Origin of the sequence: Dyella amyloliquefaciens, assembly GCF_004296575.1 — a bacterium.
GTDB classification, from domain to species: domain Bacteria; phylum Pseudomonadota; class Gammaproteobacteria; order Xanthomonadales; family Rhodanobacteraceae; genus Dyella; species Dyella amyloliquefaciens.
This window is the reverse complement of record NZ_SAYT01000002.1, coordinates 628,075-644,578: the sequence shown is the minus strand read 5'-3', so window position 1 is coordinate 644,578 and position 16,504 is coordinate 628,075. Positions and strand designations below refer to the sequence as shown.

Annotated in this window: 12 protein-coding genes; 5 read left to right on the top strand and 7 right to left on the bottom strand. The window is 63.7% G+C overall.

Features of this window, described 5'->3' with window-relative positions:
• The 7 genes from EPB08_RS07425 to EPB08_RS07395 form a co-directional block, all read right to left on the bottom strand.
• The gene (locus tag EPB08_RS07425) at window positions 1-1,977 is read right to left on the bottom strand and encodes a type IV pili methyl-accepting chemotaxis transducer N-terminal domain-containing protein (protein ID WP_205746299.1); all 1,977 of its coding nucleotides are present in this window, start codon (window positions 1,975-1,977) and stop codon (window positions 1-3) included.
• A 389-nt stretch (window positions 1,978-2,366) separates the two neighbouring features.
• A complete protein-coding gene (gene narI, locus EPB08_RS07420) occupies window positions 2,367-3,050 on the bottom strand; it encodes a respiratory nitrate reductase subunit gamma (protein WP_130618418.1) in 684 nt (227 codons plus the stop codon).
• Window positions 3,051-3,063: 13 nt separating this feature from the next.
• A complete protein-coding gene (narJ, locus tag EPB08_RS07415) occupies window positions 3,064-3,759 on the bottom strand; it encodes a nitrate reductase molybdenum cofactor assembly chaperone (RefSeq protein ID WP_130618417.1) in 696 nt (231 codons plus the stop codon).
• A complete protein-coding gene (gene narH, locus EPB08_RS07410) occupies window positions 3,756-5,297 on the bottom strand; it encodes a nitrate reductase subunit beta (protein WP_130618416.1) in 1,542 nt (513 codons plus the stop codon). The genes narJ and narH overlap by 4 nt, the downstream gene beginning before the upstream one ends.
• Window positions 5,294-9,013, bottom strand: coding sequence for a nitrate reductase subunit alpha (locus tag EPB08_RS07405; RefSeq protein WP_130618415.1), 3,720 nt, complete (start codon window positions 9,011-9,013; stop codon window positions 5,294-5,296). The genes narH and EPB08_RS07405 overlap by 4 nt, the downstream gene beginning before the upstream one ends.
• A gap of 238 nt (window positions 9,014-9,251) precedes the next feature.
• Window positions 9,252-10,637, bottom strand: a complete 1,386-nt coding sequence (locus EPB08_RS07400) for a NarK family nitrate/nitrite MFS transporter (RefSeq protein WP_130618414.1) — start codon at window positions 10,635-10,637, stop codon at window positions 9,252-9,254.
• Between the two features lie 70 nt (window positions 10,638-10,707).
• Window positions 10,708-11,979, bottom strand: coding sequence for an MFS transporter (locus EPB08_RS07395; RefSeq protein WP_130618413.1), 1,272 nt, complete (start codon window positions 11,977-11,979; stop codon window positions 10,708-10,710).
• A gap of 245 nt (window positions 11,980-12,224) precedes the next feature.
• Here EPB08_RS07395 and EPB08_RS07390 point away from each other — a divergent pair, with 245 nt between their 5' ends.
• The 5 genes from EPB08_RS07390 (at window position 12,225) to modC (ending at window position 16,455) form a co-directional block, all read left to right on the top strand.
• Entirely contained in the window at window positions 12,225-13,493 is a 1,269-nt protein-coding gene (locus EPB08_RS07390) for a molybdopterin molybdotransferase MoeA (RefSeq protein WP_130618412.1), read from the top strand.
• On the top strand, window positions 13,490-13,834 hold the full coding sequence (locus EPB08_RS07385; protein WP_130618411.1) for a DUF7009 family protein: 345 nt from the start codon (window positions 13,490-13,492) through the stop codon (window positions 13,832-13,834). Before EPB08_RS07390 ends, EPB08_RS07385 begins: the two co-directional genes overlap by 4 nt.
• A 70-nt stretch (window positions 13,835-13,904) precedes the next feature.
• The gene (gene modA / locus EPB08_RS07380; RefSeq protein WP_205746298.1) at window positions 13,905-14,681 is read left to right on the top strand and encodes a molybdate ABC transporter substrate-binding protein; all 777 of its coding nucleotides are present in this window, start codon (window positions 13,905-13,907) and stop codon (window positions 14,679-14,681) included.
• 9 nt (window positions 14,682-14,690) lie between these two features.
• Complete coding sequence (gene modB / locus EPB08_RS07375; protein WP_130618409.1) at window positions 14,691-15,374, top strand: molybdate ABC transporter permease subunit; 684 nt, start codon at window positions 14,691-14,693, stop codon at window positions 15,372-15,374.
• Window positions 15,367-16,455 carry a molybdenum ABC transporter ATP-binding protein gene (modC, locus tag EPB08_RS07370; protein ID WP_205746297.1) on the top strand — a complete coding sequence of 363 codons (1,089 nt, stop codon included), beginning with the start codon at window positions 15,367-15,369 and terminating at the stop codon, window positions 16,453-16,455. Before modB ends, modC begins: the two co-directional genes overlap by 8 nt.
• Window positions 16,456-16,504: the final 49 nt, after the last annotated feature.

Here is a 16,504-nt window from a genome sequence, read left to right as displayed (position 1 = left end):
TCAGGCCGGCTGGCGGTTGTTTTCCGGTAGCGTCAGGCGCACCGATGCACCGCGTTCGAGGACGCCGTGGAGTTGCAGTCGCGCATGCAGTCGGTCGGCGCGCTCGAGCATGATGCTCAGGCCCACATGCAACTGATCTCCGGCGAAGACGATCGCCGGGTCGTAGCCGCGGCCGTTGTCTTCGATGGCGAGCGTAAAGTCGGGCCCGTCCCGTACGTCGACGATGACCTGGCTGGCCATGGCGTGCTTCCTGACGTTGGAAAGCGCCTCCTGCAGGATGAAAAGCACCTGCAACTGTTGTTCGAGCGCCATGGGGGTACCACCGTCATCGGTAAAGCGGAGCGTCGCCTTGACGCTGCTCTGGCGCTGGAACCGCTCGATGGTGTCTTCGATGGCCAGCCTAAGGTTGCCGTGGCCGAGCTTGGTGCGGAAATTCGCGAGGAGCTCGCGAACATCCTGATAGCTTTCTTCCACGCCCCGTCGCAACCGGGGCACGATGGCGTGCACGTCGTGCAGATTGCCCGTCGCAATGGCATCGGCCAGCATCTGGATCTGCAGGTTCAGGTAGTTGAGCGCCTGCGCGATGCTGTCGTGCAGCCCCTGCGCGACGAGATTGCGTTCCTCCACGACGGCAAGCTGGCGTGCACTTGCCGAGAGGCGCTGGTGATTGATGGCCACACCCAGATGGTGGCCCAGCGTTTCGAGCAGGTCGGATTCGGCAGGCGACAGGCCTCGGGGCGTACGGAAGTGCAGCGAAAACGATCCCTCGGCATCATGCCGTGCACCGATTCGAAAGACCCACAGGCCTGCCAGGCCCAGCCGCAGGCATGGATAGCGTCCCTGGTCCGTTTGTGTCGTCGTCGCCTGAAGGTCGCGCACCAAAGGCGTACCCAACCGTACCGGGGCGCCGCATAAGCAGGCATCGACCGTCATGCAGTGTTCGGTCGCAGGCCACGTGGGCGGGAATCCCTCGGATACCACCAGATGGAGCTTGTCTTCACTGGGGTTGAGTATGCGCAGGCTGCCGCCGTTGGCATCGAACTGGGCCATCACCCTCTGAAGGAATCCGCGACACATCGTTTCAACGTCGTGGGGCTCGCTCAGAAAGGTGGTCATGTCATAGAGGGAAGCCAGTGCATGATTGCGAGCGGCCAGCTCCGCGGTCTTGTCCTCCACGCGCCGTTCGAGGTCGGCATAGAGGCCCTGCAGCTCTCCTGCCATGCGATTGAACCCAAGGACAAGCTGACCGAACTCGTCACGTGTCTCTACCGGAAGACGCACGGTGAAATCGCGTTCGGCCATACGGTTGAGGCCATCCTGCAGACTACGCACGGGACGAATGATCCACAGATAGAGCAGATGGATCATGGCCGCCGTGCCTATGCAGGCCAGTAGCGCAAGCAGGATCTGCGACAGGCGAAGCAGGGCGGTCTTCTGCGTATTGTCCTGCTCGATCATCCGCACGAGCTTGTCGGCCTCGCCGACGAAGCCCGGGAGCATCGCCAGGTACGTGCCGGAGTCATCGTATGGACGACGCGCGTCGTCCATGAGTGCTGGTCTGACCGTGTCGTGCCACTGATGCGCCACGCGATCGAGCTGGCCTCGCAGGGATGGCTCATCGGGAAGGAACAACGGTCGGGCCGGATTGCCGTCGCGCAGGCGCGCCAGGGTGTCTTCAAATTGCGTCATCTGCTCTTGCAGGCCGTTGGGTCGGCCTGAGCGTGTGGCCACCAGTTCTATGGCCATGCGGTTGGCCCGCATGCGCAGGCTGCCTGCATCGTTGATCGCGGCACCCGCACCCTCGAGCTTCCACGACAACAGGAGCGTGCTGAAGATCATCCCCAGCACCAAAATCAGCGCCGCCAGGGATACGGCAATGATCCGCGTGGAGAGCTGTTCCCTTGGTGCCGGTACGTTGGCTTGCACGCCAACCGGGTCGGTGGGCTCATGCGCCGCTGTGGCAGAAATGTCGATCACGGCGTTCCACCCCGCGACAACCAGCGTTGCCCGCGTCATTCCTGATGTCGGCGGGATCCCAGGCCGGATGGATCGACGGGGATGGTGATGTCCAGATGTCCCGTGATCCCGCAGGTAACCGCTATCCATGAGGCACTCCGGCCCCGATGGCAGGAATGTCGTCGTAGCTCCGCCATCCGGAGCTGCTGACCTCATCGATGGCGCGGCGAGCGTCATTCCGGGAAGGACGTCCCGTCCTCTGACCTTCCACCCGAGGTTACGTGACGCCATCCACCTTATCGATGCGGCACGGCGTCACTGGAGGCATGACGCCGCCCCAACCTCCAGGCGCTTGCGTGCGGACCGCAGCGATGGGTCCGAGGTTCTCGGAGGATTCGCAACGTTGACGTTCAGCGAGGACGTACCAGCTGCCACGCGCGACCCAGGTAGGTCACCGAGGCCAGGCCACTCCACACGTGCACGAGTCGCGTGAACGGGAAGATCAGGAACAGCGTTAGACCCATGAACAAATGCGCCTTGTAGACCAGGGGAATGTCGACGATGTAACTGGATGCATCACCCCGGAACGTCGTCACGTGCTGGGCCCAGGCCATGAGTTGCACCATGACGTGGCCGTCGAGGTGTTCCGCAGACACGGCAATGGTCGACAGGCCAAGCAGTAGCGTGATCAGCAACCATGCGAGCAGCAGTTTGTCGCCCCGTGTGGTGACCGCCGCCAGGCGTGCGTGGGCAAGGCGTCGCTGAAGCAGGATCACCAAGCCGATCAGACAGAGTGTCCCCATGACGCCACCGGCGACCATCGCCACTTGCTGCTTGAATCCATGCGATATGCCGAGTGCGTCCCAGAAGGCGACGGGCGTCAGCAGGCCGACCAGATGACCGAGGAACAGACCTAGGATGCCGACGTGGAACAGGATGCTGCCGAGTCGAAGTCGTCCGTGGTAGAGCAGCTGCGAGCTGTCGCTCTTCCACGTGTACTGCTCGCGTTCGAAGCGGATCAGACTGCCCAGCAGGAAGACCGTCGCGGCGATATAGGGGTAGACGCCGAACAGAAATGAATGAAGGAGGGACATGGCGGGCGCCTCGCTACGCGGAAGGAGTGGAGCGGGGATGCGGGCGGAACGGATCCGCCTGGCATGCGGCGGGAGCCAGCAGCGGCTCCACGCCATCCACGCCCGGGCCAAAGCGCTCCATGGCTTCATCCATGTCCCTGACGGGCGGTTCGGGTTGCTGTCTTGGCTGGATGGGCGTCAGCGTACGCAGCAAGGTGAAGACTGCCGCATAGGGACTCGTTTCGCGGGCCAGGCGATCCCCGATGGCGGCGAGAATGTGTATGGCTTCACCCAGCCAGCGGGCAGCGTCGTCTTCGCCCGCCTCCGTGGAACGCACGCCAAGGAACTCGAGAAAGACCGGAATATGGTCCGGCAGCTCATGTGCGCTGGGGGCCCAGCCGTGGCGACGATACTCATTGAGGAGGTCGACCATGGCTTGTCCGCGATCCCGGCCTTCGCCATGTATGTGTTCGAACAGATACAGCGCGCATCCCGGATGCCGATCGAACGTGGCGACGTAGCGTTCCTGCAGGTCGATCAGGTCATCGTTGTGCAGGTGAGCCAGCAATGGCGCCAATATGTCGCGCACGGTGGGCCGGTCGGCCAGGTATGCCTCGATGTCCGGCAGTCCGGCGATCAGCCGCGGCTCCGGATAAGCAAGCAGAGCCGATGCGAGATGGTAGATGCGACCGTCCTTCTGCGGACCGGTCGGGTGTCCGGCGGTGTTCATGTGGGGGTCTCCGGTTTCTTCCTTGACGGGGAGTGGCTGGTCCCTCGTGGTCGCAGGGCGAACAGTGAGCCGGGTGAGGCGCCCCCCGAACAGCCGTTGCCGAAGGTGAATCCGCAGCTTCCCTTTTCATTGAAGCTGTCTTCAGCCGTTTCCTTGTGCGAGGAGGGCACAACGAAACGATCCTCGTAGTTGGCAATGGCCATGGTCTGGTACATGTCCTCGACCTGCGCCGCCGTCAGGCCGACTTGCTCCAGCACCGCCTCGTCGCAAGCGCCGTGGACCGTCTGTGCGCGCTTGTAGGCGCGCATCGCCAGCATGCGTTCGAGCGCCTGGACGACGGGTTGCTCGCGACCCGCAGTCAGCAGGTTGGCGAGATAGCGCAGGGGAATACGCAGGCTGGCCACATCGGGGATGATGCCATTCATGCCCATGTGGCCGGCCTTGGCGGCCGTCTGGATGGGCGACAGGGGCGGGACGTACCAGACCATCGGTAGCGTCCGGTATTCCGGATGCAAGGGAAAGGCGACCTTCCACTCGCAGGCCATCCGGTAGACGGGTGAGCGCTTTGCGGCGTCGATCCAGCTCTGGGCAATGCCCTGCCGTAGCGCTTCGGCTTGCACCTCGGGGGCGTGCGGGTCGAGGAATACGTCCAGCTGCGCCTGGTACAGATCGCGCTCGTCGCGAGTTGCTGCGGCCTCGGCGATACGGTCGGCGTCGTACAGCATGACACCGAGGTAGCGTATGCGGCCAACGCAGGTTTCCGAGCAAACCGTGGGCTGACCGGCCTCAAGGCGGGGAAAGCAGAACGTGCATTTTTCCGCCTTGCCGCTCTTCCAGTTGTAGTAGATCTTTTTGTAGGGACAGCCGCTGATGCACATGCGCCAGCCGCGGCACTTGTCCTGATCGACCAGCACGATGCCGTCGTCTTCGCGCTTGTAGACGGAGCCGGAAGGGCAGGACGCTACGCAGGTCGGGTTGAGGCAATGCTCGCAGAGCCGTGGCAGATACATCATGAAGGTATTTTCGAAGCTGGCGTACATCTCCTTCTGCACGTCTTCGAACAGCGGGTCACGGCTTCGCGATTCGAACTCGCCGCCGAGATCGTCTTCCCAGTTGGGTCCCCATTCGATCTTGTCCATCTTCTTGCCGGTGATGGCCGACACCGGGCGAGCCGTCGGAGGGGTCTGCGACAGGGGAGCGTTCTGAAGACGCTCGTAGTCGTAAGTGAACGGTTCGTAGTAGTCGTCGATCTGTGGCAGGTTGGGGTTGGCGAACAGGTTGCCCAGTATCCGCAGCTTGCCGCCCTGGCGCGGGCGCAGCTTGCCGTCGGCATCGCGGGTCCAGCCGCCGCGCCATTTGGCCTGGTTCTCCCACTCCTTGGGATAGCCGATGCCGGGTTTGGTTTCAACGTTGTTGAACCAGGCGTATTCGACGCCGTCGCGCGACGTCCAGACGTTCTTGCAGGTGACGGAACAGGTGTGGCAACCGATGCATTTGTCGAGGTTGAGCACCATGGCAACCTGAGCACGGATCTTCATTGGCCAGCCTCCCCGGCGATGGCGTCTTCAAGCCATTCCACCTTGCTCATCTTGCGAAGGATCACGAATTCGTCGCGATTGCTGCCGACCGTGCCGTAGTAGTTGAAGCCGTACGCCTGCTGCGCATAGCCGCCGATCATGTGCGTGGGTTTGATCACGGTGCGGGTCACCGAGTTGTGGATGCCGCCGCGCATGCCCGAAGTTTCGGCGCCCGGTACGTTCACGATCTTTTCCTGGGCGTGGTACATGAGGCACATGCCGCGTGGCACGCGTTGGCTCACCACAAGACGGGCAGTGAGCGTGCCGTTGAGGTTGAATACCTCGACCCAGTCGTTGTCCTTGAGGCCGGCTTCCTTCGCTTCCGCCTCGGAAATCCAGACATGGGGGCCGCCGCGTGAGAGCGTGAGCATGCGCAGGTTGTCCGAGTACGTGGAATGGATGCCCCACTTCTGGTGCGGCGTGATCCAGTTGAGCACGAGCTCGGGGTGGCCGTTGGGTTGCCTGGCCAGCATCGGTGTCACCGTCTTGGTGTCGATGGCGGGCTTGTAGGTGCAGGAGCCTTCGCCGAAGTCCAGCATCCAGCGATGGTCCTGGTAGAACTGCTGGCGGCCGGTGAGCGTGCGCCAGGGGATCAGTTCGTGCACGTTCGTATAGCCGGCGTTGTAGCTCACTTCCTCCGATTCGAGCCCGGACCAGGTGGGAGCGGAAATGATCTTGCGGGGTTGTGCCTGCACATCACGGAAGCGGAGCCGGTCGTGTTCGCGACCGAGGGCGAGGTGGCTGTGTTCGCGGCCGGTGATTTTCGATAGGGCCTGCCACGCTTTCACCGCGACGTGTCCGTTGGTTTCCGGCGCCAGGGTAAGGATCATTTCCGCGGCATCGATGGCCGTCTCCAATCGCGGACGGCCGCGGGACACGCCATCTTCCGTTACCACGCGCGTGAGTCCCGCTATGTCATGTACTTCGTGACGGGTGTCCCAGCTGATGCCCTTGCCGCCGTTGCCCAGGGTCTCGAGCAAGGGGCCGACGGAAGTGAACTTGCGGTAGATGTCCCCGTAATTGCGTTCGACCACCGTCATGGCTGGCGCGGTCTTGCCGGGAACAAGATCGCATTCGCCAAGCCGCCAGTCGCGCGGCTCGAAGGCCTGGCCAAGTTCGCTGGGCGTGTCGTGCAGCAGCGGCGTGCAGACCAGGTCCTTGCGCGTGCCGAGGTAGGGGCCGGCCAGTTCGCTGAACTTGCGCGCGATGGTCTTGTAGATCTCCCAATCGGTGCGGCTCTCCCACAGCGGTTGCACGGCCTCGCTCAACGGATGAATGAAGGGATGCATATCCGAGGTGTTGAGGTCGTCCTTTTCGTACCAGGTTGCCGTCGGCAGCACGATGTCGGCATAGAGGCAGGTGGTGCTCATGCGGAAATCGAGCACGGTCAGCAGGTCGAGCTTGCCTTCGGCAGCTTCGCGTACTTCGACCTGCGACGGTTTGATGGCCGTGTTCTCGTCGCTGAAGACCGCGTTCTGCGTGCCTAGCAGGTATTTGAGGAAGTATTCGTGTCCCTTGCCGGCGCTGCCGAGAATGTTGGAGCGCCACACGAACATGTTGCGGGGAAAATTGGCGGGGTTGTCGGGCTCGTCGCAGGCAAACTTCAGGGCGCCCGATGTCAGACTCTCTACCACGTAAGCGACTGGGTCTTTGCCCGCCTCCTGTGCCTGGGTCACCAGGTCCAGGGGGTTGGCACCCAGCTGCGGTGCGGAAGGCAACCAGCCCATGCGCTCGGATTTGGCGTTGAGATCCAGCAGTGAGAGGCCGTCATAGCGCGTACGATCAGCCGTGGGCGCGAGAATCTCGTCCAGCGAAAGTTTTTCGTGCCGCCATTGGCTGGTATGGTTGTAGAAGAACGAGGTGCCGTTCATCTGCCGCGGCGGGCGTGACCAGTCCAGCGCAAATGAAAGCGGGGCCCAGCCGAATTGCGGCCGGAGCTTTTCCTGTCCGACGTAGTGGGCCCAGCCGCCGCCGCTCTGGCCCACGCAGCCGCACATCACCAGCAGGTTGATGATGCCGCGGTAGATCATGTCGTTGTGGTACCAGTGGTTGAGCGCGGCACCGACAATCACCATGCTCTTGCCGCGCGTCTGGTCGGCATTGTCGGCAAACTCGCGGGCGACCTGGATGACCAGGTGGCGGGGCACGCTGGTGTGCTTCTCCTGCCATGCCGGCGTGCAGGGCACGTCGTCGTCGTAGGACGTGGCGACGTTGGCTCCGCCTAGACCCTGGTCGACGCCATAGTTCGCCATCTGCAGGTCGTAGACGGTCGCCACGGCCCTGACGGTGCCGTCGGCGAGCGTCACATGGCGCACCGGCACGCGGCGCGTGAGCAGGGCGTCGTGGTCGGCACCGAAGTACGGAAAGCCGACATCGACCACGTCGTCATGCTGGTCCACCAGGGAAAGCTGCGGGTCCACTTCGACGTCGCGCTCCCCGTCCTTCAGCTCGAGATTCCAGCGCCCGGGTGGAGCGCCGTCGCCCTGTGTCCGCTCCCAACGGAAGCCAATGGTGCCGTTGGGGACGGCGAGGGCACCGGTCTTCGCATCGATGAGCAGCGTTTTCCAGTCTGGATGGGCACCATCAGCGTGATCGCTGAGTTGCGATGCCCGCAGGAAGTGATCGGGTACGAGGCATGAGCCATGTTGTTTCAGCGTAACCAGCATCGGCATATCGGTGTAACGCTTGGCGTAGTCCCTGAAATACGTTGACTTGCCAGTGGCGTGGAATTCCTTGAGAACCACATGCCCCATCGCCATGGCGAGGGCTGCATCGGTACCCTGCTTGGGCGCAAGCCAGATGTCGCCGAACTTCACCATCTCGCCGAAGTCGCTGGAGATGGCTACGGTCTTGGTGCCCTTGTAGCGAACCTCGGTATAGAAATGCGCGTCAGGTGTGCGCGTCTGGGGAACGTTGGAGCCCCACACCATGAGGTAGGTGGAGTTGTACCAGTCGGCCGATTCGGGAACGTCGGTCTGCTCCCCCCAGATTTGCGGACTCGCCGGCGGAAGGTCGCAGTACCAGTCGTAGAAGGACAGACAGGCGCCGCCGATCAGGCTCAGATAACGTGCTCCCGCTGCATACGACACCATCGACATGGCGGGAATGGGCGAGAAGCCGATCACGCGATCGGGTCCATAGGTCTTGATGGTGTAGGCGTTGGCCGCAGCGATGATTTCCGTCGCGGTTTCCCAGTCGGCTCGAACGAAGCCTCCCTGGCCACGTGCGTTCTTGTAGTGCCGTGCATGGTCAGGGTTCTGGCTGATCGAGGCCCATGCCTCGATGGGATCGAGCGTCTTGCGCGCTTCGCGCCACAGGCGCATCAGGCGGCCGCGGACCAGCGGATGCTTCACGCGCTGTGACGAGTAGACATACCAGCTGTATGACGCGCCGCGAGCGCAGCCGCGCGGCTCATGGTTGGGGAGATCAGGCCGTGTACGGGGATAGTCGGTCTGCTGTGTTTCCCAGGTGATCAGGCCGTTCTTGACATAGACCTTCCACGAGCAGGAGCCGGTGCAGTTCACGCCGTGCGTGGAGCGGACCACCTTGTCGTGCTGCCAGCGATGGCGATAGCCGTCTTCCCATCGGCGATCCTCATCGACCACGGCGCCATGGCCGTCGGCGAAGGTCGATGTGACGCGGGTGAGGAAGGTCAGGCGATCGAGGAAATGGCTCATGCGGATCTCCTATGGGACGCCGGTGCGCACTTGCGCTCTTCGGCATCGCTTGATGAAACGGTATGCAGGCGCGAGCCCTGCGCCAATTCACTGAAGGAAGGTTTGCGCTTCGGCAGCCCGACCTAGGTCGGGCTGCGAGGGCGCTTGCGGAGGGATTAGTTCCAATGGCGAATGTCTGGCCAGGACTACTGTCCGCCTGAGCTCACCGCGGACCTTCGGTTGCGGCGATGGCCGACAATCAACACGGCATGTCCGCCGCTTTGCGCGCGTAGAACCACCAGGTGACGAGGAGGCAGCTGAGGTAGAACGCAACGAAGCAGTACAGAGCTGCATCTGGTGCGCCGGTCAGGCTGAGCGCCGTGCCGAAACTCTTGGGTATGAAGAAGCCACCATAGGCGCCGATGGAACCGGAGAAGCCCAGTACCGCGGCAGACTCCTTGCCCGCATCGAGGACGGCCTGCTTCTGCGCCACGATGCTCTTGCCTTCGGCGGCGCGCTGCCGGTCGGTGAGGAAGATGATCGGGATCATGCGGAAGGTCGATCCGTTGCCGATGCCGGTCAGGGCGAACAACACGATGAACATGGCAAGGAACCCGTCGAAATTCCCCCCTTGTCCCTGATGCGGCAGACTGGTGAGCACGCCGAATACGGCCAGGATCATGCCGAGGAACGTCCAGAAAGTGACGCGCGCGCCGCCCACCTTGTCCGAGATCCATCCGCCGATGGGGCGGGCGAGTGCGCCGGCGAGTGGGCCGAGAAAGGCATAGGCGGTCGGGTTCACATCGGGGAACTGCGATTTCGTAAGCAGTGGAAGCCCCGCCGAGAAGCCGATGAACGAGCCGAACGTGCCGACGTACAGCCAGCACATCAACCAGTTGTGCTTGCGACGGAAAATGATGGCCTGGTCGGCGAACGAGGCCTTGGCGTCGGCGATGTCGTTCATGCCGAACCATGCAGCGAGCGCTGCCGCGGCAATGAAGGGCACCCAGATGAAACCGGCGTTCTGCAGCCAGACCTGTTGCACCACGCCGTTGCTGGTGAACTCGTGGGGCTCGCCGGCAAGCGCGCCGAACACGCCGGCGGAGATCGCCAGCGGCGCGATGAACTGCACCACCGACACACCGAGATTGCCGAGGCCGGCGTTCAGCCCCGTGGCAATGCCTTTCTTCGCCTTGGGAAAGAAGAAACTGATGTTGGCCATGGACGAGGAGAAGTTGCCGCCTCCCAGTCCGCAAAGCACGGAAAGCAGCAGGAGCGTGGGATATCCGGTGGTCGGGTCGCGCAACGCGAAACCCATGCCCAGTGCGGGAATCAGAAGGCTGGCGGTCGACAGAGCGGTCCAACGCCGTCCGCCGAAGATCGGCACCATGAAGGAATAGAACAGGCGCAGCGTGGCACCCGACAGCGCGGGCAGGGCGGTCAGCCAGAACAGCTGGTCCTTGCTGAAGTGGAAGCCCGCCTTGTCGAGATTGACGACGGTGACGCTCCACAAGGACCAGATGATGAAGGCGAGCATCAGCGCGGGTATCGAAATCCAGAGATTGCGATAGGCGACCTTTTCGCCTGACGACTGCCAGAAGGCCGGGTTCTCCGGCTCCCAGCGGGAGAGAACGTGCGATGACATGACGGATGGCTCCGGTGTGGTTGCCGGGCTTAGGCCGGCGTGATGCGAATCGGGATCGGCGAGGGACGCGTTAGGGCGCCGGGTTCTTCGTGGCGTGCGCGATGCGCTCGGCACGGAAGCTGTAGTGCATGCAGACCAGGCTGATGCAGACCGTGCCGTACATGAGCATGAAGCAGGTCGAGCGCACGCCGGTGAAGTCCGAGAGCACGCCAAACATGATGGGAAGAAGGAAACCCGCCATGCCGCCGGCGAGGCCGACCACGCCGGAGACCGCGCCGATGTTGTCGGTGTAGTCATCGGAGATGAACTTGAACACCGATGCCTTGCCTACGGCCATGGCGATGCCGACGACGAACATCAGCAAGGTGAAGATCGTGGGGCTCAGGCCGATATGCAGGTTCCTGGGGCCGCCAATCGCCTGCACGATGAACGTGGTCTGCGGGTAGCTGAGGATGAAGAAGGTCACCCAGCACAACCACATTACCCACCAGGTCGTGCGATAGGCGCCATACCGGTCGGATATCCAGCCTCCGATGGCCCGGAGGACGCCCCCGGGTAGTGAAAAGCAGGCGGCAAGGAACGCGGCGACCTTCATGTCGAAGCCGTATTCGCCGACGTAGTACTTGGTCATCCACAGCGCCAGTGCGACGTAGCCGCCGAACACCACCGAGTAGTACTGCGAGTAGCGCCAGACGCGAGGATCCTTCATGACTGCCAATTGCTCGCGAAAGCTGGCCGTCTTGCCGGACAGATGCGAGGGGTTCGTGGCCGAGGCCAGCCAGAACACGATGGCGGTCACCAGCATGGCTACCGAATACACCTTGGGCACGATGGTCCAGGTCCCGGCGGCAGCGATCAATGCAGGGGCCACGAACTTCGTGAGTGCCGAGCCGGAATTGCCCGCGCCGAACACCCCCATTGCCAGGCCCTGGCGCGACTTGGGAAACCAGCGTGCAACGTACGGGGTGCCTACGGAGAACGAGCCGCCCGCCAGGCCGACGAACAGCCCCAGCACGAGGAACTGCCATAACTGGGTTGCGTAGGACAGCAACCAGATCGGCGCCACGGTGGCCAGCATGAGGATGAAGAAGACGATGCGACCGCCGTACCGGTCGGTCCATATGCCGAGCGGTACGCGGATCAGCGACCCGGTGAGCACGGGCATCGCGGCGATCAATCCGAATTCGGTATCGCTGAGGTTGAGCTGGGCCTTGAGCGGAATGCCGAGGATGGCGAACATCATCCACGCGGCGAAACAGATGGTGAAGGCGAACGTGCTGGAAACGAGCACCGAGTAGGCCTGCCGGCCCAGTGGTGGATGACGGTCGGACGCGGGATTCATGGATGCCTGCCTTTCGCTGGGGTAGCGCGAAGCCCAATGGCTTCCGGAAAGGCTAGAAAGAGGGGGCGGACCTGCCTATTCGCCGGTCGAAGGGCAAGGGCGGCTGAGGCGGTGGCACTGTGATTAGTTCAACCGACCAATGGGCGGTGCCGCGCCGGCCGGCTTATGCTTGCCCCGAGGCGGTCGGTGTGCATGGATATACGTCCACTGGACCTTCACTACGGCCACCATAGCGTTCACGCCACATGATCAGTTACGCCCAGGCACTGGAACGGCTTTGCGCACACGTCCGGCCGCTGGCTGGCGATGTCTGCCTGCTGGCGGCGGCATCCGGCCGGGTGCTTGCGCTGGATGTGATCAGCCCGATGGACCTGCCTTCGTTCGATCATGCGGCCATGGATGGGTATGCCCTGTCCGCCAAGGGGGCCTTGGATGCCGGGTCCGAACACGATGTCGGCGGCTCGCAAGCGGCAGGCGATACGGCGACCGGAGCGAATCAGCGCGCCTGGGAAATCATGACGGGGGCTCAGCTCCCGGCGGGGCTGGATACCGTGGTGCCGGTGGAGCGCACGGAACTGCTAAGCCAGGGTCATGATGGCTTGCCGCTACGTATCCGCTTGCTGGAACCGATCGAACCCGGCGCCAATGTTCGCCTCGCCGGCAGCGACGTTGCCAGGGCGGAGCGGGTTCTCGCCGCGGGCGTTCGTATCGAACCCGCTCATATCATGTTGCTGGCTGCGCTGGGTATCGCGCGAGTCGATGTTACGCGCGCCCCCCGCGTCGCCATCATTTGCACGGGCAAGGAGCTGCAGCCCGATCCGGAGCGGCCGCTGGCTGCTGGGCATATCCACAATTCCAACGGCCCGTATCTGAGTGCTGCACTTGCAGGCATGGGCGTGCGGGTGCTGTCGTGCGAAACGGTGGACGACACGGCCGACAACTACGAGCGCGCCGTGCAACGGGGGCGCAAGGCCGGTGCCGATCTCATCATCAGTACCGGTGCCGTTTCGATGGGGCGCTACGACTTCGTTCCCGACACCTTGCGCCGACTCGGTGCGGATATCTTGTTCCACAAGGTCGCCATGCGACCCGGCAAGCCCCTGCTGGCCGCGCGGATGGATGACGGTGCGCTGGTCGTGGCGCTGCCTGGCACGCCAATGGCTGTTGCCGTGGGTTTCAGGTTCTTCATCGTCCCAACGTTGCGGGCGATGCAGGGGCTGAGTAGCGAAGCGGTGCTGCATGCCCGGCTGGATACGGGGCAGCAACCCAAGCCGGGGCTGCGGCACTTCCTGCGCGCGACCCTGATGCAGGATGCAGAGGGGCGCCTGCATGCCAGCGTGGCCGCCCTGCAGCAGCCATTCCGCATCCGGCCTTTCGCTGAGGCGGACGCCTGGGTAGTCCTGCCCGAGGATGCGGGCGACTGTCCTGCCGGCACCTTGGTGCAGATTGTCAGCATGCATCCCGCTGCGAGCCTCACTTTCATGCCCACGCACGTTCCAGGAGTCACCGGATGAAACTGCAGATCGAAGGACAAAGCCTGCGTGTGCGCATCGGCGAGGCTGAGCTGACGCAGCTGCTGGCGGGCGGCACGGTTGAGTCGCATACCCGGTTCGCCCAGGCGTTCGCCATGGGGTGTGCTTTACGCCTGGGTGGAAGTATCGATGCCGGGCTGTCCGGGCGGGCTGATGCCTGGCTGATCGAGCTCCCGGAGGCAGCCGTGCGGGCACATGCCGCGCGGCTGCCCACGCGCGAAGGACTGACCTTCAACTTGCCCACGGGAAGCGGCGATGACGTGCTTGAACTGTTGTTTGACGTGGATGTGCGCGATAGCGTGAGGCAGCGTCGTTCGTCCTGACCGCTACGCCTGGATATATGACGGTGCCTGCTCCACGAATTCCGCTCGCAGATGAAAAGGGATGCAACGAATGAAATTCCATTTGGGATCCTGCCTGTTCCTGATCGCTGCCACACTGATGCCATGGCCCAAGGCCAGCGCGCAGGAGCAGCACATCACCATCGCGGCAGCGGCGGACCTGCATGACGCGATGGGCAAGCTGGTCGAGGCTTATGGCCATGATCACCCTGGCGCCAAGCTTGACGTCGTCTTCGGTGCGTCAGGCATGTTGCTGACGCAGATCGAGCAGGGCGCACCGTTCGAGTTGTTCTTTTCGGCCGACAGCAGCTACCCCCAACAGCTGGTTGCCCACGGCAAGGCGGGTGGAACACCCGTGCCCTATGCGGAGGGCCATCTCGTGATGTGGAGCGCGAGCATCGACATGCATGGCGTGCAGGTGGCCGACCTCGCACAGCCCCGCTTCGGTCGCATAGCGATCGCCAACCCGCAGCACGCGCCCTATGGCAAGCGCGCGGAGCAGGCCCTGCGCGCGGCGGGCATATGGGACCAGGTGCAGCCCCGGCTGGTGTTCGGCGAGAACATCGCGCAGACCGTCCAGTTCGCGCAGAGCGGCAACGCTCAGGTGGGGCTGGTGGCCGAGTCGCTGGTGCTGGCGTCCCCTGGCAAGGGCAGTTACGCACCGGTGCCGGCGTCTCTGCATGAGCCTTTGCGACAGAGCTTCGTGCTGACCAAGCGTGGCGCCGGCAATGCGCTGGCCGAGGACTTTGCGCGCTATGTGCAGCAAGCACCGGCACGCGCCATCCTGGCTGGTTACGGCTTCAGTCTCCCTGGTGGCGGCGAACACTGAGCGGCGGCCATGGCGTTGCTTTCCGGCCAGGATCTTCAGGCACTCGGACTCACGCTGCGGCTCGCCGGCGTCGTGACCCTTTTGCTGCTGGTGATCGGTATGCCGCTGGCATGGTGGCTGGCGCATACCGCGTCGCGCTGGCGGCGGCCGGCCGCCGCCGTGGTGGCGTTGCCGCTGGTGCTGCCTCCCACCGTGCTGGGCTTCTATCTATTGCTGCTGCTGGGGCCCGAGGGGCCGGTAGGCCGGGCCATCGCGGCGCTCGGCCTGACCGCACTTCCTTTCACCTTTCAGGGCCTGGTGGTGGCGTCCATGCTCTATTCGCTGCCCTTCGTGGTGCAGCCGTTGCACAACGCGTTCGAGTCGATCGGTGCCCGCCCGCTGGAGGTTGCATCCTGCCTGGGCGCGCGGCCACTGGATCGCTTTTTCACAGTGGCCTTGCCGCTGGCATGGCCGGGCGTGGTCACGGCGGCGGTGCTGGGCTTCGCACATACCGTGGGCGAGTTTGGTGTGGTGTTGATGATCGGCGGCAACATCCCGGGCCAGACCCGCGTGCTGTCCATGCGCATCTACGATCACGTGCAGGCAGGCGAGTACCACCAGGCCAATGTGCTGTCCCTGTGCCTGCTGGTGGTTTCGTTTGCCGCGTTGCTCGCCATGTCGCTGCTTCGCCCACGCAGGTACGTGCGTGACTGAGTCGCTGCACGGACTCGACGCGAAACTCGCGCTGCGTCGTGGCGCCCTGGTGCTGGACGTCGACATGGCGTTGCCTGCGCGAGGCATCACGGCATTGTTCGGCCCATCCGGGGCAGGGAAATCCACTTGCCTGCGCGCTATTGCGGGCCTCGAACAGGACAGCACGGGCAGGGTCTCGTTCGGACATGACCTGTGGCAGGACTCGGCGCGCCGCGTGTTCGTGCCGCCGCACAAACGGCGGCTGGGTTATGTGTTTCAGGAACCGAGTCTGCTCCCCCATCTTTCGGTGGGGGGCAACATCGACTATGGATTTCGGCGTGCGGGTCGTCCGGCACACCTTGATCGCGAGGGCATGATCGACCGTTTCGGTCTGCGCACATTGCTCGATCGTCGCGTGGGTGCGCTGTCCGGCGGTGAACGCCAGCGCGTCTCCATGGTCCGTGCACTGTTGTCAGATCCCGCCCTGCTGCTGTTCGACGAGCCGTTGTCCGCGCTCGACGCCACGGCGCGCGTGGATCTGCTGGGCTGCCTGGAGCGCCTGCACGGCACGCTGCAGGTCCCGATGCTTTACGTCAGCCACAACATCGACGAAGTGGTGCGCCTGGCAGACCACATCGTGTTGCTCGAAGGCGGCCACGTGGTCGCCCAGGGCAATCCGCAGGACACGCTCACCCGCCTGGATCTTCCACCCGCGATGGGTGAAGCGCTGGGAACGGTGATCGAGGGTACGGTGCGTGGCATCGACACGCACGACCAGCTTATCGAGCTGGAGTTTCAGGGCGGCACGCTGTGGCTTCCGCATCACGAAGAGAGGATGGGGCAATCGGTGCGTTGCCGCATCGCGGCACGTGACGTGGTGTTGAGCCGGGAGCGGCAGGTGTCCACCAGCGTATTGAACCAGGTGGCCTGCCGCATCGTCGCCATGGCCGATGCAGGGGCTTCCTCGCAATGCCTCGTGCGGCTCGACGCCTCCGGCAGCCCCTTGCTTGCCCGCATCACACGCCGTTCATGGCATGACCTGGGGCTGTCGCCAGGGGACGAGGTATGGGCGCAGGTCAAGGCCGTGGCGTTGGGTGCATGATGGAATTCGTCGCTTTGATTGTGCATCCCCGATACCCACTTCATAATCG